We start from the raw sequence: 20094 nt of genomic DNA, 5'->3' as shown, positions 1-20094 counted from the left end.
GGCGTCGGACGACGGAGACCCCAGCACAGCAGAAGCACACCACTGCACGAAGGGGAAGCCATGACAGCGACGACCGACGGAAGCACCGGGGCCATGGGACCCCGCGCAGCCTCGGCCAGCAGACCGACCGAAACCACCATCCCCGCGGCGGGCGGTGACCTTCGAGTCGCCGCCGAGCGGGCCACCGCACGATCCGTCGAGCATCTGCTCGGCAGGCAGGACGCCCAGGGCTGGTGGAAGGGCGACCTGGCGACCAATGTGACGATGGACGCCGAGGATCTGCTGCTCCGCCAGTTCCTCGGAATCCAGGACGCGCGCACCACGGAGGCATCGGCCCTCTTCATCCGTGGTGAGCAGCGCGCCGACGGTACATGGGCCACCTTCTACGGAGGTCCCGGCGAACTCTCCGCCACCATCGAGGCGTATGTCGCCCTGCGGCTGGCCGGAGACAGTCCCGAGGACCCGCACATGGCGCGCGCCGCACACTGGGTGCGCGAACACGGCGGCATCGCGGGCTCCCGGGTCTTCACCCGGGTCTGGCTCGCCCTCTTCGGCTGGTGGAGGTGGGACGAACTGCCCGAACTGCCGCCCGAACTGATCTTCTTCCCCAAGTGGTTCCCGCTCAACATCTATGACTTCGGCTGCTGGGCACGGCAGACGATCGTGCCGCTCACCATCGTCTCCGCGAAGCGGCCCGTACGGCCCGCGCCCTTCGCCCTGGACGAGCTGCTCGCCGACCCCGCGCGGCCCGGCGCCGGCAAGTCCGCCGCGCCCATGACCAGTTGGGACGGCGTGTTCCAGCGCCTCGACAAGGCGCTGCGCGCCTACCACAAGATCGCGCCACGCCGGCTGCGCCGCACCGCGATGAACGCCGCCGCGCGCTGGATCATCGAACGGCAGGAGAACGACGGCTGCTGGGGCGGAATCCAGCCGCCCGCCGTCTACTCCGTGATCGCCTTGCATCTGCTCGGCTACGACCTCGACCACCCGATCATGCGCGCCGGTCTGGAATCACTCGACCGGTTCGCCGTCCGGCGCGAGGACGGCGCCCGGATGATCGAGGCCTGCCAGTCCCCGGTCTGGGACACCTGCCTCGCCACCATCGCCCTCGCCGACGCCGGTCTGGACCCGGACCATCCGGCCCTGGTCAAGGCCGCCGACTGGATGCTCGGCGAGCAGATCGTGCGCCCCGGCGACTGGTCCGTACGCCGGCCAGGACTCGACCCGGGCGGCTGGGCGTTCGAGTTCCACAACGACAACTACCCGGACATCGACGACACCGCCGAGGTCATCCTCGCGCTGCGCCGGGTCCGGCACCCGGACGGCAAGCGGCTCGACGCGGCCATCGAGCGCGGCGCCCGGTGGAATCTGGGCATGCAGTCGAGGAACGGAGCCTGGGGCGCGTTCGACGCCGACAACACCAGCCCGTTCCCCAACCGGCTGCCCTTCTGCGACTTCGGCGAGGTCATCGACCCGCCGTCCGCGGATGTCACCGCGCATGTGGTCGAGATGCTCGCCTTCGAGGGCAAGTCCCAGCACCCCCGTACCCGGCGCGGAATCGACTGGCTCCTCGCCGAACAGGAGACCAACGGCGCCTGGTTCGGCCGCTGGGGCGTCAACTACGTATACGGGACCGGCTCGGTGGTGCCCGCGCTGACCGCGGCCGGACTGCCGGTCTCCCACCCCGCGATCCGCCGCGCGGTCAGCTGGCTCGAATCCGTGCAGAACGAGGACGGCGGCTGGGGCGAGGATCTGCGCTCGTACGACGACGAGGCGTGGATCGGACGCGGTGCCACGACCGCCTCCCAGACCGCGTGGGCGCTGCTCGCGCTGCTCGCGGCCGGCGAGCGGGAGAGCAAGGCCGTCGAACGGGGAATCGCCTGGCTCGCCGCGGCTCAGCGGGAGGACGGCTCCTGGGACGAGCCGCACTTCACCGGTACCGGCTTTCCCTGGGACTTCTCCATCAACTACCACCTTTACCGGCAGGTCTTCCCGCTCACCGCGCTCGGCAGATACCTCCATGGCGAGCCCAAGCCGCTCGCGGTCCTCGCGGGCGTCCACAAGGGGAGCTGATGGAACGGTCCTGCGGCCCGTCCTCGGCTCCGTCCCCCGGTCCCTCGCCGGGGCCGGTACCCGGTCCCGCCGCGCCGCTGCTGATCGCCTGTGCGCTCGGCATCGAGCGGTTCGCCCTGCGCGCGGGGCGGGCCGGCGCGGCGGGGCCGGTGACCGTCCTGCGTACGGGCATGGGACCGAAGAACGCCCGGCGCGCCGTGACCCGCGCGCTCGGAGAGGCCCGGAACAGGGACGCGGCCGTGATCGCGTCCGGGTTCTGTGCCGGACTCGTCCCGGGGATGAACCCCGGGGATCTGATCGTCGCCGACGAGACCCGGCACCCGGACGGTGCCACGCCCTGTACGGACACCGCACTGCTGGTGGACGCGCTGGCCAGGGTCGTGCCCGGCCGTACGGTCCACACCGGCGCGCTGACCGGCTCCGACCATGTGATTCGTGGTCAGGAGCGGGCCGAACTGCGCGCCACGGGGGCGGTCGCGGTGGACATGGAGTCCGCCGCCACACTCCGGAGTGCTCTGAGCGCCGGGTGCCGCCCGGTTGCGGCCGTCCGGGTGGTCGTGGACGCTCCAGAGCATGAGCTCGTCCGTATTGGCACAGTGCGCGGTGGAATATCAGCCTTCCGTGTTCTCCGTGCCGTCCTCCCCGCTTTCCATGAATGGCACCGTTCTTTGCTGCTCCCCAGGAGGTGAGCTAGATGGCCATGCCGCTCCGTCAGACCATCAGGGTCGGGACGTACCTCTTTGAACAGAAGCTCCGCAAGCGCAAGAAGTTTCCGCTCATCGTCGAGCTGGAACCCCTCTTCGCCTGCAATCTGAAATGTGAGGGCTGCGGCAAGATCCAGCACCCGGCAGGCATCCTGAAGCAGCGTATGCCCGTTGCCCAGGCCGTCGGGGCGGTGCTGGAGTCCGGGGCGCCCATGGTCTCCATCGCCGGTGGCGAGCCGCTGATGCATCCGCAGATCGACGAGATCGTCCGGCAGCTGGTGGCGAAGAGGAAATATGTCTTCCTGTGCACCAACGCGATGCTGCTGCGCAAGAAGATCGAGAAATTCAGGCCTTCGCCGTATTTCGCCTTCGCGGTGCACATCGACGGGCTGCGTGAGCGGCACGACGAGTCCGTGGCGAAGGAAGGTGTGTTCGACGAGGCCGTGGCGGCCATCAAGGAGGCCAAGCGCCGCGGTTTCCGGGTGACCACCAACTCCACCTTCTTCAACACCGACACCCCGCAGACGATCATCGAGGTGCTCAACTATCTCAATGACGATCTGAAGGTCGACGAGATGATGATCTCGCCCGCCTTTGCCTATGAGAAGGCCCCCGATCAGGAACACTTCCTGGGAGTCGAGCAGACCCGGGAGCTGTTCAGGAAATCATTCGCCGGGGGAAACCGGGCACGCTGGCGTCTCAACCACTCCCCGCTGTTCCTGGACTTCCTCGAAGGCAAGGCCGACTTCCCGTGCACGGCGTGGGCCATCCCCAACTACTCGCTCTTCGGCTGGCAGCGCCCCTGCTATCTGATGAGCGACGGGTATGTGCCGACGTACCGGCAGCTCATCGAGGAGACGGACTGGGACAAGTACGGCCGCGGCAAGGACGCGCGCTGCGCCAACTGCATGGCGCACTGCGGCTATGAGCCGACCGCCGTCCTCGCCACCATGGGTTCACTCAAGGAGTCCCTGCGGGCGGTCCGTGAGACGGTCGCCGGGACGCGGTGACCCCGCCGTCACCGTGAGCTGAAGAAGAATTCCGAGAGGGGGCCCGAGCGTGTCAGTCTTGGAGCATATCCGGGGGCCGCGCGATCTCAAGGCGCTGAGTGAAAGCGAAATCAGTGAACTGGCCGAGGACATCAGACAGTTCCTGATTCAGGCGGTCGCCAGAACCGGCGGCCATCTCGGGCCCAATCTCGGGGTGGTGGAGCTGACCATCGCCCTGCACCGGGTCTTCGATTCGCCTGTCGACCGAATTCTGTGGGACACCGGCCATCAGAGCTATGTCCATAAACTCCTCACCGGCAGACAGGACTTCTCCAAACTCCGTGGCAAGGGCGGCCTTTCCGGTTATCCCTCCCGCGCCGAGTCCGTACACGATGTCATCGAGAACTCGCACGCCTCCACCGTGCTCGGCTGGGCCGACGGACTCGCCAAGGCCCGCGAGGTGCTGAGCGGGGAGGACCATGTCGTCGCGGTCATCGGGGACGGGGCGCTCACCGGCGGAATGGCCTGGGAGGCGCTGAACAATATCGCCGCGGCCAAGGACCGGCCCCTGATCATCGTGGTCAACGACAATGAACGGTCCTACGGTCCGACGATAGGCGGACTCGCCGACCACCTCGCCACGCTCCGTACCACCGACGGCTATGAGAGCGTCCTGGCCTGGGGCAAGGACGTACTCCAGCGCACCCCCGTGGTGGGCCGGACGCTGTACGAGTCGCTGCACGGCGCGAAGAAGGGTTTCAAGGACGCCTTCGCCCCGCAGGGAATGTTCGAGGACCTCGGTCTCAAATACGTCGGACCGGTCGACGGCCATGACACGGTCGCCCTGGAATCGGCGCTGCGGCGCGCGAAACGCTTCCACGGACCCGTACTGGTGCACTGTCTGACGGAGAAGGGGCGCGGCTACGCGCCGGCGCTGGAGGACGAGGCGGACCGCTTCCATACGGTCGGCGTGATGGATCCGCTGACCTGCGAGCCGCTGGCGCCCCCCAGCGGCCCGTCGTGGACCTCGGTGTTCCGCGACGAGATCGTGGCGATCGGCGAGGAGCGGCCCGATGTGGTGGCGATCACGGCGGCCATGCTGCACCCCGTCGGGCTGACGAAATTCGCCGAGCGATTCCCGGACCGGGTCTGGGACGTGGGGATCGCCGAGCAGCACGCGGCGGTCTCCGCGGCCGGGCTCGCCACCGGCGGGCTGCACCCGGTCGTCGCCGTCTACGCCACGTTCCTCAACCGCGCCTTCGACCAGCTGCTGATGGATGTCGCCCTGCACCGGTGCGGCGTCACGTTCGTCCTCGACCGGGCCGGGGTCACCGGGGTCGACGGGGCCTCCCACAACGGCATGTGGGACATGTCGATCCTCCAGTGCGTACCCGGACTGCGCATCGCGGCGCCACGCGACGCCGGACAGCTGAGGGCGCAGCTGCGCGAGGCGGTGGCCGTGCACGACGCGCCGACCGTGGTGCGGTTCGCCAAGGAGTCCACGGGGCCGGAGATCCCGGCCGTGGGGCGCGTGGGCGGGATGGACGTCCTGCGCCACCCGGCCGACGCCGAGGTGCTGCTCGTATCGGTGGGGGCGCTCGCGCCCGTATGCCTCCAGGCGGCACAGCTGCTCGCGGAGCGCGGTATCGGCTGCACGGTGGTCGATCCCCGATGGGTCAAGCCCGTCGACGAACAGCTCGCCCCGCTGGCCGAACGGCACCGGCTCGTCGCGGTCGTCGAGGACAACAGCCGCAGCGGAGGGGTGGGTTCGGCCGTCGGACAGTCACTGCGTGACGCCGGGGTGGACGTACGCTTGCGGACCTTCGGTATCCCCGAGGAGTTCCTGGCCCACGCCAAACGGGGTGAGGTGCTGGCCGACATCGGTCTCACTCCGGTGGAGATCGCCGGACGGATCAGCGCCGCCCTGGCGCCCAGGAAGACCCCGGCACCCCAGAAGACCTCGGAGCCCAGGAAGACGCCGCCACGCGTGGGGAAGCCGGCGCGCCAGGAGAGCCGGGCGCGCGAGCAGAGCCCGGCAGGCAAGGAGAGCACGGAATGACCGAGCCCACGGGCTTCGATCTGTCGCGGCTGCTCGCGGAGCGCGGCGCCGAGCGCTACGAGCTGTACACCAAGCACCTCAACCACCAGCTTCCGCGCATGCTGCACACCATCGGCTTCGACCGGTTCTACGAGCGGGCCGAGGGAGCCTACTTCTGGGACGAGGACGGCAACGACTATCTCGACATGCTCGCCGGCTTCGGCGTCATGGGCCTCGGCCGGCACCATCCCGTCGTACGCAAGGCGCTTCACGACGTCCTCGACGCCTCGCTCGCCGATCTCACCCGCTTCGACTGCCAGCCGCTGCCAGGACTGCTCGCCGAGAAGCTGCTCGCCCACTCCCCGCATCTGGACCGGGTGTTCTTCGGCAACAGCGGTACGGAAGCCGTGGAGACGGCGCTGAAGTTCGCCCGGTACGCGACCGGCAGGCCCAGGATCCTCTACTGCTCGCATGCCTTCCACGGGCTCACCACGGGCGCGCTGTCGGTCAACGGCGAGGACGGCTTCCGGGACGGCTTCGCACCGCTGCTGCCCGACACCGCCCTCCCGCTCGGCGATCTCGACGCGCTGGAGAGGGAGCTCGAACGCGGCGATGTGGCCGCCTTCGTCGTCGAGCCGATCCAGGGCAAGGGCGTCCACGAGACCCCGCCCGGCTATCTGCGCGCCGCCCAGGAACTGCTGCACAGGCACAAGGCGCTGCTCATCGTCGACGAGGTGCAGACCGGCCTCGGCAGGACCGGGGACTTCTACGCGTACCAGCACGAGGACGGGGTGGAGCCTGATCTCGTCTGCGTGGCCAAGGCGCTCTCCGGCGGCTATGTGCCCGTCGGTGCGACCCTCGGCAAGGACTGGATCTTCAAGAAGGTCTACTCCTCGATGGACCGGGTGCTCGTCCACTCGGCGAGCTTCGGATCCAACGCCCAGGCCATGGCCGCGGGCCTGGCCGTGCTGTCCGTGCTGGAGGACGAGAACGTCGTCGCCAACGCACGGATCACCGGGGATCTTCTCAGGTCACGCCTGGCCGCCCTCGTCGACCGCTATGAGCTGCTGTACGAGGTACGCGGCCGTGGTCTGATGATCGGGATCGAGTTCGGCCGGCCGAACTCGATCAAGCTGCGCGGTCGCTGGACCATGCTCCAGGCGGCCCGCAAGGGACTCTTCGCGCAGATGGTGGTCGTACCGCTGCTCCAGAAACACCGGATCCTCACTCAGGTCTCCGGCGACCATCTGGAGGTGATCAAGCTGATCCCGCCGCTGACCATCGGGGAGCGGGAGGTCGAGCGCTTCGTGGACGCCTTCACCGCGGTCATGGACGATGCCCATGGTGGTGGTGGACTGATGTGGGACTTCGGCAGGACCTTGGTGAAGCAGGCCGTCGCCAACCGCTAGGGCCTGGTCTTTTGCCTCTGGGGTAAGAAATTTGCCCCAGAGGAAAATTTCTGGCGCAATGGGGGTATGAGCGCACCCCCTGCCGGAGAGGCCGCCGCCGAAGGGCTGCCCGAGCAGCTGCCCGATGTCGCACCCCGCCTGCGCGAGCTGCGCCGCGGCCGACGGCTCACCCTGGAGACCGCCGCCGGGCGGGCCGGGCTCTCCCCCGCCCATCTCTCCCGGCTGGAGACCGGCCTCAGACAGCCGTCGCTCCCGATGCTGCTGAGCCTTGCCCGCATCTACGGTACGACGGTCTCCGAACTGCTCGGGGAGATGCCGCCGGAGCGTGATCCGATCGTCCGGGCCGGCCGGATGGAACCGGTCGAGGCCGACGGCTGGACCTACCACCAGGCGGGCGGCTCGGGGCGGGCCATGCAGCCGCTGCGTGTCCAGGTCCCCTACGGGGCGCAGGGCGACCTCGTCCGCGTACACCCGGGTGAGGAGTGGCTCCATGTCCTCGAAGGGCGGCTGCGGCTGACCCTCGGGGACGCCGTACATGTGCTCGACCCCGGGGACAGCGCGCACTTCGACTCGCTCACCCCGCACCGGATCGCGGCGGCCGGACCCGAGGGGACCGAGCTGCTTTTCGTCCATACCCTGCTGCAGAGCCCCGTCGCCGAGTTGTGCCTCGGTGCCGGGACCCATCGCCGCTGACCTGCTGAGAGAGGTCTGCCACCATGTCCGAGTCAGAGAACCCCGTGCCCGGCGCGGCCGACGCGCCGGAAGGCCGGCCTGTACCCGCCGCGTCCGGTCATGTCATGAAGGAAGAGGGGAAGTTCCCGCGCGGGCTGGTCATCCGGCTCTTCGCCTATCTGATCGCGGGCCATCTCTTCGCGGCCTTTCTCTATCTGCTCTTCGAGATGGGAGCGCGGGGGTAGCGGCGCCCTCTTCGAAGCCACCGCTGCCCACACGCCCGCCGCTGCCCGCGCTTCCGCCGCTGCCCTCGCTCCCGATGGCGCTCAGCTCTGGTCGAGGAGGCGGGTGCGAAGCCGCTCGCGGGTCTCGGGGGTGAGCCCGAGGCCTTCGGTCAGATAGCGGTCGGTGCCGCCCCAGGTCTTCTCGATGGTCTCGAAGGCCGTCGCGAGGTATTCGGCGCGAGCGTCGAAGAGCGGGCTGAGTAGTTCCATCACCTCCGAGGACATCCCGGTGGGGGAGTTGTCGCTGCGCCGGATCGGGTAGCGGCGGTGCGGGTCGTTCGACTTGAGGTAGTCGGCCTCGACCGCCTCGGGCTCCACCCCGACCGCGAGCAGGGTGATCGCGATGGAGAGCCCCGCCCGGTCCTTGCCCGCCGCGCAGTGCATGAGCGCGGGGACGCTGTCCGCGGCGAGGGAGTGCAGGACGCGGCTGTGCTCGGCGGTGCGTTCCGTGATGATCGTGCGGTACGAGTCGATCATCCGGGTCGCCGCTCTGCCGTCCGAGAGGAGCGAGCGCAGCTGGTCGAGATCGCCGTCCCGCACCATCCGCCAGAACTCGGCGCCGTCCGCCGGGTCGGTGAGCGGCAGATTCACATTGCGTACGCCGGGCAGCTCCACGTCCGCGCCGTCGAGCTTCAGATCGGCGGCATTGCGGAAGTCGAAGATCGTGTGCAGGCCGAGGGAGGAGAGGAAGGCGGCATCGGCCGGGGTGGCGTTGGCGAGATGTCCGCTGCGGAAGAGCCTGCCGTGGGCCACCCGCCGGCCGTCCGTGGTCGGCAGTCCACCCACATCGCGGAAGTTGCGCACGCCGGACAACTCGGGCTCTGTCGACGGGACCTGCGGCAGCTGCTGCGTCACGGCGTGCTCCTCCGTGTCTGCCGTCGGCGCGGCTCGCCGACGATGTCGACCTCTGACCCTACGACATTTGTTCCTCAGGCAACCTGTGGCAATCGGCCCGGCTCCGGAGGGGTCAGAAGCGCATTATTCGGACACCTCGCGCCGATGAATCGCGGATGAATACCACCCACATGCGCATCTGTCCGGAATGGGTGATTCCGGACAACCTGCCCCGGTCGCGGGGGAGATGGCATCCGGCCCGTGAGCAGGATCATATCCGTGACGTTGCGTGGCGGTGTCGGGAGGGGGAATTGCTGCTCCGTAAGGTAATTGGAGACCGGAATCCACGCAGGGTGACCGAATATCCCGAGCGATATCCGAAACGGGTGCCACCGCCCGAATACAGCATCTTGTTCCGGCCGTCCGGCTCGCTTACCTTCAGCCTCAATCCAAGCGGATCGCCGAATCCTGCCGCCGCTTGGAATTCGCATCCACTCATCAACGCGTGGCAGGAGCGGGGGACCCAGGTAGAACGCCGATCCGGAAGTTCGGACGGCTCGGGGTGAAGTCGCGCACCATGCGCGGCCGGGCAGCTCCAGCCCGAACCCGACAGCTCACCTCGCAGGCGCCGGAGAGGAATTCGCCATGCCCTCGAAGGGTAAGCACCGCCGTCCCAAGTCCAATTCGATCTCGCGCGGATTCATCGCCGCGGGCACGGGTGGCGCGGCAATCGCGCTTCCGCTCATCGGCGCCACCGGCGCGCACGCCGCGGAGAAGGCGGCCCCCGCCGCCGCTCCGCAGGCCGCCCCCGCCTCCGCGCTCCAAGCCGAGAATCTGTCCGGCGCCCAGCAGCGGGCCGAGACGAAGCAGACCGCCATCCAGGCCGCCACCAGGGTCGCGAGGACCTACACCGTGGTCTCCGGCGACTGTCTCTCCACGATCGCCGCCGACCACCATGTGCGGGGCGGCTGGCATCGGCTGTATCGGGACAACCGTGAGGCCGTCGGCGACAACCCGTCGCTGATCCACCCCGGCCTGGAGCTGACCCTCGGCGGGCGGGCCGCGGCGAGCGCGCCGTCCGAGGCTCCGGCGGAACCCTCCAACTCCTCGGACGACTCCGCCCCGTCCGCCGACGTCACTCCCTCGGACGACTCCTCCACTCCCTCGGACGACTCCGCCGCTCCCTCGGACGACTCCTCCGCTCCCTCGGACGACTCCTCCGCTCCCTCGGACGACTCCTCCGCTCCCTCGGACGACTCCTCCGCTCCCTCGGACGACTCCGCCGACTCCTCGTCCGCCGACTCCTCGTCCGCCGACTCTTCGTCGAGCGGTTCGACCGAGGAGCCCGCCGCCCCGGCCACCGAGGAGGCCCCCGCCGCCGACACCGCGGAGCCGAGCACCGGTTCCGGCTTCACCGCGCCGGTCGACGGACCGACCTCCACGCCGTACGGCGCCGCCGGCTCCAGCTGGTCCAGCGGCTACCACACCGGTGTCGACTTCTCGGCGTCCTCGGGCACCCCCGTGAAGGCGGTCAGCGACGGTACGGTCGTGACGGCCGGCTGGGGTGGCGCGTACGGCAACCAGATCGTCATCCAGCACAGCGACGGCATGTACTCGCAGTACGGTCACCTGTCGTCCCTGGAGGTCTCCGCCGGCGAGAGCGTCAGCGCGGGTCAGGAAATCGGACTCTCCGGTTCCACCGGCAATTCCACTGGACCGCACCTGCACTTCGAGATCCGTACCGGCCCCGAATACGGCTCGGACGTCGACCCGGTGGCCTACCTCCGGCAGAACGGCGTGAACGTCTGAATCACCGGATCACGTCAACTCAATCCGCTGCCCGGCACTTTCCGTGCCGGGCAGCGGCCGTTTCCGCCTATTCCCGCTTGGCCGAAACTTGACCGATGGCATATCTCACCCGCCGTCAACCCCTCCTTACGGTCGCGTAGGTCACATCTGCCGGTGGATGATGTGGTGCTGTGGCAGACGATTCGAGATCAAGAAGAAATGGCGTACTCGGGTCGTACGCGGCGATCGGCGACAGCTTCACGGAGGGGGTGGGAGACCCGGGCCCCGACGGGATGTATGTCGGCTGGGCGGACCGGCTCGCGGTCCTGCTCGCCGACCAACTGCCGGTCTCCGGTGCGACGGCGGACACCGTCCACGGCGATTTCCGGTACGCGAATCTCGCCGTACGCGGCCGGCTCCTCGACCAGATCGTCGATGAACAGATACCGCGCGCGAAGGAACTCGCCCCGGATCTCGTGACGTTCTGCGCCGGCGGCAATGACATCATCCGGCCCGGCACCGACCCCGACGATGTCGCCGAGCGTTTCGAGCGGGCCGTCGCCGATCTCTCCGGTGCCGTCGGCGCGGTCATGGTGACCACCGGCTTCGACACCCGGGGCGTACCCGTGCTGCGCCATCTGCGCGGCAAGATCGCCACCTACACCGCCCACGTACGGGCCATCGCGGACCGCTACGACTGTCCGGTGCTCGACCTCTGGTCGCTCAAGTCCGTACAGGACAGGCGGGCCTGGGACGGCGACCGGCTGCATCTCTCACCCGAGGGACACACGCGTGTCGCGCTGCGCGCCGCGCAGGTGCTCGGCCTCGATGTGCCCGCCGACCCGGACCAGCCGTGGCCGCCGCAGCCGCCGCGGGGGACGCTGGAGGAGCGGCGCGACGACATTCACTGGGCGCGCGAGTATCTGGTGCCGTGGATCGGGCGACGGCTGCGCGGCGAATCCTCCGGTGATCATGTCGAAGCGAAGCGTCCGGACCTCTTGCCCCTCAAACACTGACGCCCAGAGCGGATCCGGCCGGTCCGATCCCCGCCGGGATCCGTTCCAGCACCCCTCCGGCGAACACGTCGTACAACGGCAGTGTCTCCAGATGGACATAGCCGATATGGCAGTCGCACACCGCCAGCGGGCACGCCCGCGGAGCCAGCGCCCGCCGGTAGGACCCGTCGTAGAGATTGCCCAGCTCGGCGCGGACGAAGTGGCAGCGCCGCACCGTACCCTCGCCGTCCACCGAGATCACCGACTCACCCGTCCGGCAGGGCAGACCGGCCGAGCGGTGCGGGTGCCGGCTGTAGGGGAAGAGCGGATCGAGGGCCGTCCAGCGGTCGGCCTCCTCGTCCGTATAGCCCTGCCCCTCGGCCGCGTTGATCCACAGATACACCCGCTCGGGCAGGTCCGCGCGGAGCCTGCGCGCGAGCTCCAGATGGTCCGGCAGGCCGACGACGCCCACGCTGAACCGGATCGACCGGGCCGCCAGCTCATGGGTCTTCGCGAGGAAGCGGTCGTACGGCGTCTGGCCCGGGTGGTACGTACACCACAGGGCGAGCTTCGCGGGATCGGCGTCCGCCAGCCAGTCGGTGCGGCAGCTGAGATTCGTCTGGATCGCCACCCGGCCGATGTGCGGCAACAGGGACAGCTCGGTGAGGGCGCGCCGGTACCAGGAACGGACCAGCCCTTCGCCCCAGGGAGTGAACAGCACCGACAGTCTGTCCTCCCGCCGCTCCGACGCCCAGGAGGTGAAGCGCTCCAGGGCGGCCCGGTCGGCGCGCAGTTGGTCGCGGCTGTCACGGCGCTTGGCGAACGGGCAGTAGGGACAGTCGTAGTCGCAGGAGGCGAGCGGGCCGCGGTAGAGGATCGTCAGGTCCACGAGGGTCTCACTTCCTCTCGTACGCGGCCATCGAGGCCCGTACGGCGGGGGAGAAGAGCGCGGGACCCAGCGCGTCCGAGTACGCGAGCCCCTCGGGGGAGAGGCGCAGCAGGCCGGTTGGCGCGCTCTCGTCGAGCCAGCCGAGGGCCGCGAACCGGGCCAGCTCGGCGGGGAAGTCCTCACCGGGGCCGGATCCGAACCGCTCGCGGTAGCCGGCCTCCGTCATCCCCCCGGCTTGGAGGAGGGACTGGAGAAGATGGCGGCGGCGGGCCTCGTCACCGTCGATCCGGCGGCCCACCTCCGCGCGGGAGAAGTCCTCCGTCGCCGTGTAGGTGTCGATGATGGCGCGTATCTCGCGCATGTCGACCGCGTAGTCGAAGGAGTAGTGGAGAGCCGAGGTGTACGAGCGGGCCCCGCAGCCCAGACCGATCATTCCGTCGGTCTGGCAGGCGTAGTCGTCCGCGCCGGCGTCCTGGAACGGGATGTCCGGGCGGCGGAACATGCGCATCGACCGCTGTTCGTAGCCGCGCGCGAGCAGGTGGTCCCGGCCCTGCCGGTAGAGCCGCAGCCGCTGGCCGTCCCAGGCCGAGTCACCGCCCGCGCCGAGCCGGCCGAGGCCCGTGAGAGGCCGTACATACAGGGGGTAGAGATACAGCTCCTCGGGCCGCCAGGCGAGCGCGGCGTCCAGGGAGTGGCGCCAGCTCGCCTCCGTCTGGCCGTCGATGCCATAGATGAGATCGATGTTCAGGACGGGGATCCGGGCGTCCCGGACACGGCCGAGCGCGGCCTCGACCTCGGCGCGGCGCTGTGGGCGTACGGCCGCCTTCGCCTCCGCGTCGACAAAGCTCTGGACGCCGATGCTCAATCGCGTGGCGCCCCGCTCGGCGAGCACCGCCAGCCGGTCGGCCGTGGCCGTGGCGGGAGAGGTCTCCACGGAGAGCGGGACGGCTCGCAGATCGGCCCCCATCCGCTTCTCGGCGATGTCGCACAGCCGGTCCAGCTCGTCGGCGTCCAGATAGGTGGGCGTACCGCCGCCGAAGGCCGCCGCGGCGAACCGTACGGAGTCCGTCCCCGAGTCCCCCAGCGCGTCGCGGACGGCGGTCGCCTGTCGGTCGAGCGCGTCGAGATAGCGCGTCGTCAGTTCGTCGGGGGCGCCGATCCGGGTGAAGAGATTGCAGAAGCCGCAGCGGACCTCGCAGAACGGGATGTGCAGATAGAGGGAGAGCGCGTCCTTGCGCTCAGCGGCCCACAGCCCGCGCAGCGCCGGGCGGTCCTCCAGCGGGCGGTAGGCGGTCTTGTGCGGATAGGCGTAGACATAACTCTCGTACGGACGAGGTGCGAGGGTGGTGCTCATCGGGCTGCCCCGCTCTCCAGGAAGAAATGGGCGTACGGCACGGTCCAGACCACCTCGTGGCCCAGGCGGTGGCCGGTCCAGCCGTCGTCGCCATAAGCGGTGCCATGGTCGGAACAGATGATCGCGAAGCAGCGCCGGCGGCTGCTCGCGGCGGCGAAGAGCCGGCCGATATGGCGGTCGACATACTCCAGCGCGGCGGCGTGCGTGGCCCGCGAGTCGCCCGCCTCCCGGGTGGCACCCGGCAGATGGAACCAGTTGGGCTGGTGCAGCGCCGCCACATTGACGAACAGGAACAACCGCTGGTCGGGCGCCAGACCGGCGACGACCTTCTCCGCGCGCTCGATCTGCGCCTCGAACGAGGTGGCGGAGGCCACGCCGAACTCCGGCTCCCAGTGGCTCTCCTGGAACATTCCCGGCAGTACGGAGCCGAGCGCGCCCCGCTGGTTGAAGAAGCCGACCCCGCCCACGCACACCGTGCGATAGCCGGCCGCCGCGAGGCCCGAGACCAGATCCGGCGTGTCATAGACGAAGGTACGGTCGGCCGTGGTCTCGCTGCCGCCGAAGCGCGCGGCGAACAGCCGTGGGTGCGGACCCGGCACGGCGGGGGTGGGCAGAAAGCCGGCGAAGATCGCCTGATGCGAGGCGTAGGTGAAACTGCCCGGCGCGTGCCGCTTCTCCCAGCGACCGCCCGGGAGATGCCGGGCGAGATGGGGGATGCGGCCCGCGGCGGCCAGCTCCTCCGCGACATCGAAGCGCAGTGTGTCGAGGGTGACGAGCAAGAGGTCGTCCCGCCCGACGATCTCGTTCATGTCAGGGGTCCGCACACCGCTTCCTCGGTCGTCCGGCGCGTCGCACGCCTCGGCAGGGCGGCGATCTGCGCCGCGTAGGTGTCCAGGCCCTCGGCGCCGCGGCCCGGCAGTCCCGTGAGACCGGGCAGCAGATCGCCGAAGGCGTTGATCTCGCCGACGGCGTACCGCCGCCAGCTCGGCGCGGGCAGCAGATCGACACCCACGCAGTGGGTCCCGGGGAAGCGGTCGGCCGCCGCCTCACTGAGGGTGAGAGCGGTGGAGAAGCTGCCGCCGGACGCCTTGATCATGTCGCGGGCCGCGTCCAGATCCCCGCGTTTGCCGCCCAGATGGAGATTGGTCATGGGCGAGCGGCTGGTCCGTACGACCACATGCGTCGCGCGGCCCGCGACGACCACCACCCGCAGATCGGCCGACCTGCCGTCCAGGACCGCCTTCGGTATCCACTGCTCGATATGCAGTCCGTCGGGCGCGAGGGCGTCGATGATCGCGGCCACGTCGCGCTCACCGGTGTAGTCGCGAATCCGCAGGGAGTTGAAGAGGCGGCCCGCGCCGTCCCGTTCGACGGAGGTGAGAGCGCGCACCCGGCCCGGGCCCGCCCGCTCGACGGCCAGGACACCGGAGGCCGACGAGCCGTGGGCGATCTTGACGAACGCGCGCCGGAGCCCGGCCCCGGCCATCAGCGCGCGTACATCGTCCCAGCCGGACACGGCCGGCCCGGCGGGGCCCGAGGTGGGCGACACGGGAACGCGGACCCCCGCCGCGTCGAGCACGCCATGGCAGAGCCGCTTGTCGAAGAGGACCGCCAACTCCTCGGGGTCGTCGAGCAGATCGGCTCCGGCGGCGGAGGCCGCCCGGCCGAGGCTCCGGGCGAGCGCCGTGAACCGCTCGTACCAGCGGGCCGTGCCCTCGACACGGGTCGGGTCGTCCATGTCGCGCAGCAGCCTGTCCACCTCCGGGTCCTCGCCCGGGGAGTCGATCCGTACCGTCTCACCGGCCGTGAACCGAGCCCGGCCGTCCAGCACATCGCGCCAGGCCACCTCGCGGGCGGGAGACAGCCCGGCAGCCCGCACGGCGTCCTGGAACAGGGACACGCGGCGGTTGCCGGGGATCCCGACCACGACCAGGCCACGCGGGGCCGGGTCGGCGCCGCGTGGGGACGTGTCGCGCGGGGACGTGTCGCTCGGGTCCCGGGTCACCTGTTACTCCGCCACCGCGGTGTAGCGGTGCTCGACGCCGTCCGACTCACGGTCCGCCTCCGTGTTGTCCGAGAGGTCGATCTCGACACCGGCCGCGCCCAGCGTGTCGAGGAGCCGCTCGCGCATCGCCTCGCCGAGATAATTGTGGTGCAGATCGAGCTGCTTGAGATGGCTGAGCGGCTGGCCGCCGAGCAGAGCCTCCGCTCCCTCGTCGCCGAGCGTGCCCATCGAGAGGTCGAGCGTCTCCAGCCCGGCCACGACCGGGGCGCCCGACAGCGCCACGGCGATCTCGTCCTGTATCTCGCTGTTGCGCAGGGCCAGTGACCGCAGCCGGGGCAGCCGCGCACCGGCCAGGATCGGTGCCAGATCGGACACTTGAGCGTTCGCGCCGTACCACGACGTACCGAGCCAGAGATCGAGATGCTCCAGCTCGGGGAAGTCGCTCGCCCCGACGGACCGCACCACTTCGGCGTCCAGGCCGCCCGTCTCGATGGTGAGCGAGCGCAGCCGCGCATGCCGGACGGCGGGGAAACGCAGCTCCTGTCCGCCGCGGACCCCGAACTCGCGCAGCTCGGGGAAGGCGTCGAGCAGTGGGGTCACCAGCCCTTGGTTGATCCAGGAGATCTCGCACTCCATGAACGTGATGTCACCGAGGAACAGCGCGCGCAGCGCGGGCAGTCGGTCGCGGGCCGCGACGAGCGCCGAGATCACCTCGTCCGGGCCCGTGTCGTAGACATCGCTCCAGGAACCGACGATCAGCGCACGCACCTCGGTGGTGTCCACGGACTCGGCGAAGCGCGCGAACGCCGCCTCCCACTCCTCCTCGGCCTCGTACGAGTCGACCGAGATACGCCAGGCCACGGCGGCCGGTTCGGGCAGTTCCGCCTTCGATTCCGCCGTTTCCGCCGCGGGGAAGTCGAACGCGGGCAGGCCGTGGAACTCCCGCAGATGGTTCGAGATGGCCATGACGAACGCTCCAGACACCTGTGACATGTGATCGGCTGATGTGCAGCAGTTCTACCAGCGGCCACTGACAACGCCTCGTGCCGGGGCCGACTGTCAGACCCTCCCCTTAGCGTCGTTCACAGGTCGGCGCACTCGGCGCCGCCGGTCGAGGGGAGAGCCATGTTCCGGCAAGGAGACGTCCTTATCGTGCCCGTCGCGGAGGAGACGGTGCCGTCGCGTCTCGTGGACGCCGAGCACGCCCCCGGTGAGCCGAGGGACGCGCGGGGACGGCTGGTCCTGGCCCTCGGTGAGGTCACCGGCCACGCCCACGCGGTGACCGGACCCGGCAGGCTCGTCCGTGAGCCCGGCGACCAGCTCGGACCGATGTTCCTCCATCTTCCGGAAGGCGGGCGGGTCGTGCACGAGGAGCACGCGGCGATACCGCTGCCCAAGGGGTGGTTCCGGGTGGTGCGCCAGCGCGAGTACCTGCCGGGCGCGGTGCGCATGGTCGCGGACTGAGGGCGTGCGGTCAGCACGGCCCGGCGGCGGACCTCGCGGTGACAGCGGTATGGAAACGGTGCACAGGCAAGACAGGGGGACGGGCATGACAGAGGACGACAAGGACACGGGATGGGGCTTCGGGGATGAGTGACGTGGAGACATGGCGGGCGGTCGCGGCGGCGACGGGCGAGACGGACCGGGCCGCCGCCGAGCGCGGGGTGCGGCTCGCCTACCGCGGCGCGGGCCTCGCGGAGCCCGAGCGGATCATCTGGGCGGGCTCACCGCTGGCCGGCGCACGGACCGCGCGGTCGCTCGGCGACGCGGGACGGTCCGTGCGCGACGAGGTGCGCACGCACCCGTGGGCCGAGGAACGGCGCAGGGTGCACGACGCGTTGGGGCCGGCGGGCTGGGCCGAGCACTGGAACACCACCGGCGCGCGGCTCTGGGACACCACCCGGGCGCTCGCCGAGCGGATACGCACCGGAATAGTGGAAGCATGCGCAGACCGGCCCGCCGAGGCGGCCGAGATCCGCGCGGTGCTGCTCGACGCGGTGCTCGGCCAGCACGACGCGGCCTGGCTCGCCGCGTTCGACGGCCGCGGTGAACGCCTCGAAGGACTCGCGCAGGTGGCGCGGCACGCCGGCTGGTGGTGGCCGTACGAACGCGCCGTGGTGATCTGCGAGCGTCCCGTCGCGCTCCACCGCGACGAGGCGGGCCGGCTGGACCGGGGGGACGGCCCCGCGCTCGCCTATCCCGACGGCTTCGCGCTGTACGCGTGGCGTGGGATGCCCGTCCCCGCCGAATTCCTCACCGGTCTGACGTCCTTGACCCCCGAGCGCATCCGTACCGAGGCCAATGCCGAGCTGCGCCGCGTGATGCTGGAGTACTACGGCTACGACCGCTATCTGAACGAGTCGGGAGCGCGGCCCGTCCACCGCGACGAGACCGGTGTGCTGTGGCGGATCGCGCTGGATGGCGACGAGGATGTCGCGATGGTCGAGGTCGTCAACTCCACACCCGAGCCTGACGGTACGTACCGCACCTACTGGCTGCGCGTGCCGCCCTCGGTGTCCACGGCGAAGGCCGGGGTCGCCTGGACCTTCGGGGTGGAGGAGGAGATGTACGCGCCGGTGCGGCAGACCTGAACGGGGATTCGGGCGGCCGGACACACCGGTGTGGGGGCGCCGGGACCCGGGACGGTCAGACAGCGGCCGCCAGCAGTTCGTCCGGTCCGATCAGCGCCTCATTGCCCTCGCCCGTACAGGCGTAGGCACCCGCCACGGCGCCGAGCCGGGCGCACTCCTCCAGGTCGCGTCCGGCCAGCCGCCCGTACAGGAAGCCGCAGACGTACGCGTCACCCGCGCCGTTGGAGTCCACCACCGGCGCGGGCGGGACAGTCGCCCTGACCGGGCGCGGCGTACGGCTCCCCTCACGGCTCATCACATACGAGCCGCCCGCGCCCGCCGTCGCCACGACCGCCTCGGCCCGGCCCTCGCGCAGGATCTCCCGCATCACCGAGGCGATCCGCTCGCTCGCTCCGGCGGCGCTGAGGAACACCAGGTCGGAGCGGAGGGCGAAGTCCCTGTGGTGGTCGGCGAGACCGTCCCAGTCGTGCAGATCGGTCGAGACGGGGACGCCCAGCGCCTCGATGTCGTCATAGAGGAACCGGGCGAAGTTGGTGATCGACAGATGGACATGGCGGCTGCGTTCGAGATGGGGAAGATAGAAGTCGCGCGGCATCCGCAGATCGCCCGGGTCCCTGGCGTCATGGAAGGACATCCGGCGGCCCGTCTTCTCCACGAGATTGACCGCGCGCCGGGTGCCCGCGGGGGAGATCAGCGCCTCGAAGTCCACACCACCGCGGGTGAGCCGCTCCCGGACCCGTTCGCCGGTCCAGTCGTCTCCCAGGTAGTCGAGGAACTTGACGTTCAGGCCGAGATTCCGGCAGCCGAGGGCCACATTGCCGCCGGTGTGCCCGGGCCATTCGAGGATCGGCCCCACCGATACCGAATCGGCGAGTGGCACCGGCAGCGAGTCGACCCGGACGACCGTATCCACTCCGCTGCCCCCGACGACCAGCACATCATGATGGAGCTGGTCGGTCCGCTGCTGGGCCACGATCTCCCTTTCCGCCGCCTGGGGTCGGCGTCCGCCGACCTGGGTCTGTCGAGCTGTCCATCTGTCTGTCGGTTCGTCTGTCCGTTTGTCTGTCCGGCTACGTTCCGGGGCCGGACAGCCCGAAGGCCGCCCTGTCCAGCCCCAGTTCGCGTGCCAGAGCGTCGTCGGCCCACTCCAGCATTCTGGCGAGCGGCGGTGAACCCTCGTACGACGTCATCTGAACCGCGAGGCCGTCCAGCATGGCGGTCAGCCGCCAGGCCGCCGACACCGGGTCCGCGCAGTGGAAGGCGACGTCGGAGATCCGCACGGCGGCCACGCCCCGAGCCTCGATCCGACCTTCGATCCGCGCGACGGCGGCACGCAGCGGATCCTCGCGCCGTTCCGCCACACTCAGCCGCACTCTCGCCACGGCGCCACCCTATCGACGAGACCGCCCCGGGCGCCTCATCCGTACCACTCGTACCGCAGTGCGATGACGACTCGGGGGCGTACTTGG

The 20094-nt window shown here is 70.1% G+C and carries 19 protein-coding genes and 1 riboswitch; of the genes, 11 read left to right on the top strand and 8 right to left on the bottom strand.

Annotated features, from left to right (window positions below; translation table 11 throughout):
- The first annotated feature begins 60 nt into the window (after positions 1 to 60).
- The 7 genes from shc to ABTZ59_RS37430 all read left to right on the top strand — a co-directional run bounded on the left by shc (position 61) and on the right by ABTZ59_RS37430 (position 8130).
- Entirely contained in the window at positions 61 to 2073 is a 2013-nt protein-coding gene (gene shc / locus ABTZ59_RS26475) for a squalene--hopene cyclase (RefSeq protein ID WP_351417326.1), read from the top strand.
- Positions 2073 to 2762: a phosphorylase family protein gene (locus ABTZ59_RS26470; RefSeq protein WP_351417319.1), complete on the top strand. Its 690-nt coding sequence runs from the start codon at positions 2073 to 2075 to the stop codon at positions 2760 to 2762. Before shc ends, ABTZ59_RS26470 begins: the two co-directional genes overlap by 1 nt.
- Positions 2763 to 2767: 5 nt before the next feature.
- Positions 2768 to 3787, top strand: a complete 1020-nt coding sequence (gene hpnH, locus ABTZ59_RS26465) for an adenosyl-hopene transferase HpnH (RefSeq protein WP_351417315.1) — start codon at positions 2768 to 2770, stop codon at positions 3785 to 3787.
- A gap of 49 nt (positions 3788 to 3836) precedes the next feature.
- Positions 3837 to 5825 carry a 1-deoxy-D-xylulose-5-phosphate synthase gene (dxs, locus tag ABTZ59_RS26460; protein WP_351417305.1) on the top strand — a complete coding sequence of 663 codons (1989 nt, stop codon included), beginning with the start codon at positions 3837 to 3839 and terminating at the stop codon, positions 5823 to 5825.
- Complete coding sequence (locus tag ABTZ59_RS26455) at positions 5822 to 7213, top strand: aspartate aminotransferase family protein (protein WP_351417292.1); 1392 nt, start codon at positions 5822 to 5824, stop codon at positions 7211 to 7213. Before dxs ends, ABTZ59_RS26455 begins: the two co-directional genes overlap by 4 nt.
- Before the next feature lie 66 nt (positions 7214 to 7279).
- Positions 7280 to 7906: a helix-turn-helix domain-containing protein gene (locus tag ABTZ59_RS26450; protein ID WP_351417287.1), complete on the top strand. Its 627-nt coding sequence runs from the start codon at positions 7280 to 7282 to the stop codon at positions 7904 to 7906.
- Between the two features lie 23 nt (positions 7907 to 7929).
- Positions 7930 to 8130, top strand: a complete 201-nt coding sequence (locus ABTZ59_RS37430; RefSeq protein WP_503003694.1) for a DUF6126 family protein — start codon at positions 7930 to 7932, stop codon at positions 8128 to 8130.
- An 81-nt stretch (positions 8131 to 8211) separates the two neighbouring features.
- Here the strand turns inward: ABTZ59_RS37430 and ABTZ59_RS26440 are convergent, their stop codons facing one another.
- A complete protein-coding gene (locus tag ABTZ59_RS26440; RefSeq protein ID WP_351417282.1) occupies positions 8212 to 9024 on the bottom strand; it encodes a tyrosine-protein phosphatase in 813 nt (270 codons plus the stop codon).
- A 455-nt stretch (positions 9025 to 9479) separates the two neighbouring features.
- Positions 9480 to 9644, top strand: a riboswitch (cyclic di-AMP (ydaO/yuaA leader).
- A gap of 4 nt (positions 9645 to 9648) precedes the next feature.
- Here ABTZ59_RS26440 and ABTZ59_RS26435 point away from each other — a divergent pair.
- Positions 9649 to 10812 carry a M23 family metallopeptidase gene (locus ABTZ59_RS26435; protein ID WP_351417273.1) on the top strand — a complete coding sequence of 388 codons (1164 nt, stop codon included), beginning with the start codon at positions 9649 to 9651 and terminating at the stop codon, positions 10810 to 10812.
- Between the two features lie 170 nt (positions 10813 to 10982).
- Positions 10983 to 11807, top strand: coding sequence for an SGNH/GDSL hydrolase family protein (locus ABTZ59_RS26430; protein ID WP_351417269.1), 825 nt, complete (start codon positions 10983 to 10985; stop codon positions 11805 to 11807).
- Here ABTZ59_RS26430 and ABTZ59_RS26425 read toward each other — a convergent pair.
- The 5 genes from ABTZ59_RS26425 to ABTZ59_RS26405 form a co-directional block, all read right to left on the bottom strand.
- Positions 11797 to 12675, bottom strand: a complete 879-nt coding sequence (locus tag ABTZ59_RS26425) for an STM4011 family radical SAM protein (protein WP_351417264.1) — start codon at positions 12673 to 12675, stop codon at positions 11797 to 11799. The two genes, ABTZ59_RS26430 and ABTZ59_RS26425, sit on opposite strands and share 11 nt — an antisense overlap.
- Positions 12676 to 12682: 7 nt before the next feature.
- The gene (locus tag ABTZ59_RS26420) at positions 12683 to 14029 is read right to left on the bottom strand and encodes an STM4012 family radical SAM protein (RefSeq protein WP_351417258.1); all 1347 of its coding nucleotides are present in this window, start codon (positions 14027 to 14029) and stop codon (positions 12683 to 12685) included.
- Positions 14026 to 14838, bottom strand: coding sequence for an STM4013/SEN3800 family hydrolase (locus ABTZ59_RS26415; protein WP_351417578.1), 813 nt, complete (start codon positions 14836 to 14838; stop codon positions 14026 to 14028). Before ABTZ59_RS26415 ends, ABTZ59_RS26420 begins: the two co-directional genes overlap by 4 nt.
- A complete protein-coding gene (locus ABTZ59_RS26410; RefSeq protein ID WP_351417574.1) occupies positions 14835 to 15962 on the bottom strand; it encodes an STM4014 family protein in 1128 nt (375 codons plus the stop codon). Before ABTZ59_RS26410 ends, ABTZ59_RS26415 begins: the two co-directional genes overlap by 4 nt.
- A 75-nt stretch (positions 15963 to 16037) precedes the next feature.
- Positions 16038 to 17000 carry an STM4015 family protein gene (locus tag ABTZ59_RS26405; protein WP_351417254.1) on the bottom strand — a complete coding sequence of 321 codons (963 nt, stop codon included), beginning with the start codon at positions 16998 to 17000 and terminating at the stop codon, positions 16038 to 16040.
- 159 nt (positions 17001 to 17159) lie between these two features.
- On the opposite strand from ABTZ59_RS26405, the gene ABTZ59_RS26400 reads away from it, so the two are divergent.
- Both ABTZ59_RS26400 and ABTZ59_RS26395 read left to right on the top strand, forming a co-directional pair.
- Complete coding sequence (locus ABTZ59_RS26400) at positions 17160 to 17498, top strand: DUF8820 family protein (RefSeq protein WP_249947420.1); 339 nt, start codon at positions 17160 to 17162, stop codon at positions 17496 to 17498.
- Between the two features lie 125 nt (positions 17499 to 17623).
- Complete coding sequence (locus ABTZ59_RS26395) at positions 17624 to 18625, top strand: DUF6745 domain-containing protein (RefSeq protein WP_351417248.1); 1002 nt, start codon at positions 17624 to 17626, stop codon at positions 18623 to 18625.
- Between the two features lie 55 nt (positions 18626 to 18680).
- Here the strand turns inward: ABTZ59_RS26395 and ABTZ59_RS26390 are convergent, their stop codons facing one another.
- Both ABTZ59_RS26390 and ABTZ59_RS26385 read right to left on the bottom strand, forming a co-directional pair.
- Positions 18681 to 19598 carry a carbohydrate kinase family protein gene (locus ABTZ59_RS26390; protein WP_351417244.1) on the bottom strand — a complete coding sequence of 306 codons (918 nt, stop codon included), beginning with the start codon at positions 19596 to 19598 and terminating at the stop codon, positions 18681 to 18683.
- Positions 19599 to 19695: 97 nt separating this feature from the next.
- Positions 19696 to 19986, bottom strand: a complete 291-nt coding sequence (locus ABTZ59_RS26385) for a TetR family transcriptional regulator C-terminal domain-containing protein (RefSeq protein ID WP_351417568.1) — start codon at positions 19984 to 19986, stop codon at positions 19696 to 19698.
- Positions 19987 to 20094: the final 108 nt, after the last annotated feature.

Source organism: Streptomyces sp. NPDC094034 (genome assembly GCF_040303865.1).
In the GTDB taxonomy this organism is placed as follows: domain Bacteria; phylum Actinomycetota; class Actinomycetes; order Streptomycetales; family Streptomycetaceae; genus Streptomyces.
Note: the sequence above shows the minus strand (reverse complement) of the source record. Positions and strands in the feature narration are given on the sequence as shown.

What these genes read in the sequence shown, in the direction of transcription:
- shc (WP_351417326.1), top strand. Translation starts at nt 61, where the DNA reads ATGACAGCGACGACCGACGGAAGCACCGGGGCCATGGGACCCCGCGCA.
- ABTZ59_RS26470 (WP_351417319.1), top strand. Translation starts at nt 2,073, where the DNA reads ATGGAACGGTCCTGCGGCCCGTCCTCGGCTCCGTCCCCCGGTCCCTCG.
- hpnH (WP_351417315.1), top strand. Translation starts at nt 2,768, where the DNA reads ATGGCCATGCCGCTCCGTCAGACCATCAGGGTCGGGACGTACCTCTTT.
- ABTZ59_RS26455 (WP_351417292.1), top strand. Translation starts at nt 5,822, where the DNA reads ATGACCGAGCCCACGGGCTTCGATCTGTCGCGGCTGCTCGCGGAGCGC.
- ABTZ59_RS26450 (WP_351417287.1), top strand. Translation starts at nt 7,280, where the DNA reads ATGAGCGCACCCCCTGCCGGAGAGGCCGCCGCCGAAGGGCTGCCCGAG.
- ABTZ59_RS37430 (WP_503003694.1), top strand. Translation starts at nt 7,930, where the DNA reads ATGTCCGAGTCAGAGAACCCCGTGCCCGGCGCGGCCGACGCGCCGGAA.
- ABTZ59_RS26435 (WP_351417273.1), top strand. Translation starts at nt 9,649, where the DNA reads ATGCCCTCGAAGGGTAAGCACCGCCGTCCCAAGTCCAATTCGATCTCG.
- ABTZ59_RS26420 (WP_351417258.1), bottom strand. Translation starts at nt 14,029, where the DNA reads ATGAGCACCACCCTCGCACCTCGTCCGTACGAGAGTTATGTCTACGCC.
- ABTZ59_RS26415 (WP_351417578.1), bottom strand. Translation starts at nt 14,838, where the DNA reads ATGAACGAGATCGTCGGGCGGGACGACCTCTTGCTCGTCACCCTCGAC.
- ABTZ59_RS26405 (WP_351417254.1), bottom strand. Translation starts at nt 17,000, where the DNA reads ATGGCCATCTCGAACCATCTGCGGGAGTTCCACGGCCTGCCCGCGTTC.
- ABTZ59_RS26400 (WP_249947420.1), top strand. Translation starts at nt 17,160, where the DNA reads ATGTTCCGGCAAGGAGACGTCCTTATCGTGCCCGTCGCGGAGGAGACG.
- ABTZ59_RS26395 (WP_351417248.1), top strand. Translation starts at nt 17,624, where the DNA reads ATGAGTGACGTGGAGACATGGCGGGCGGTCGCGGCGGCGACGGGCGAG.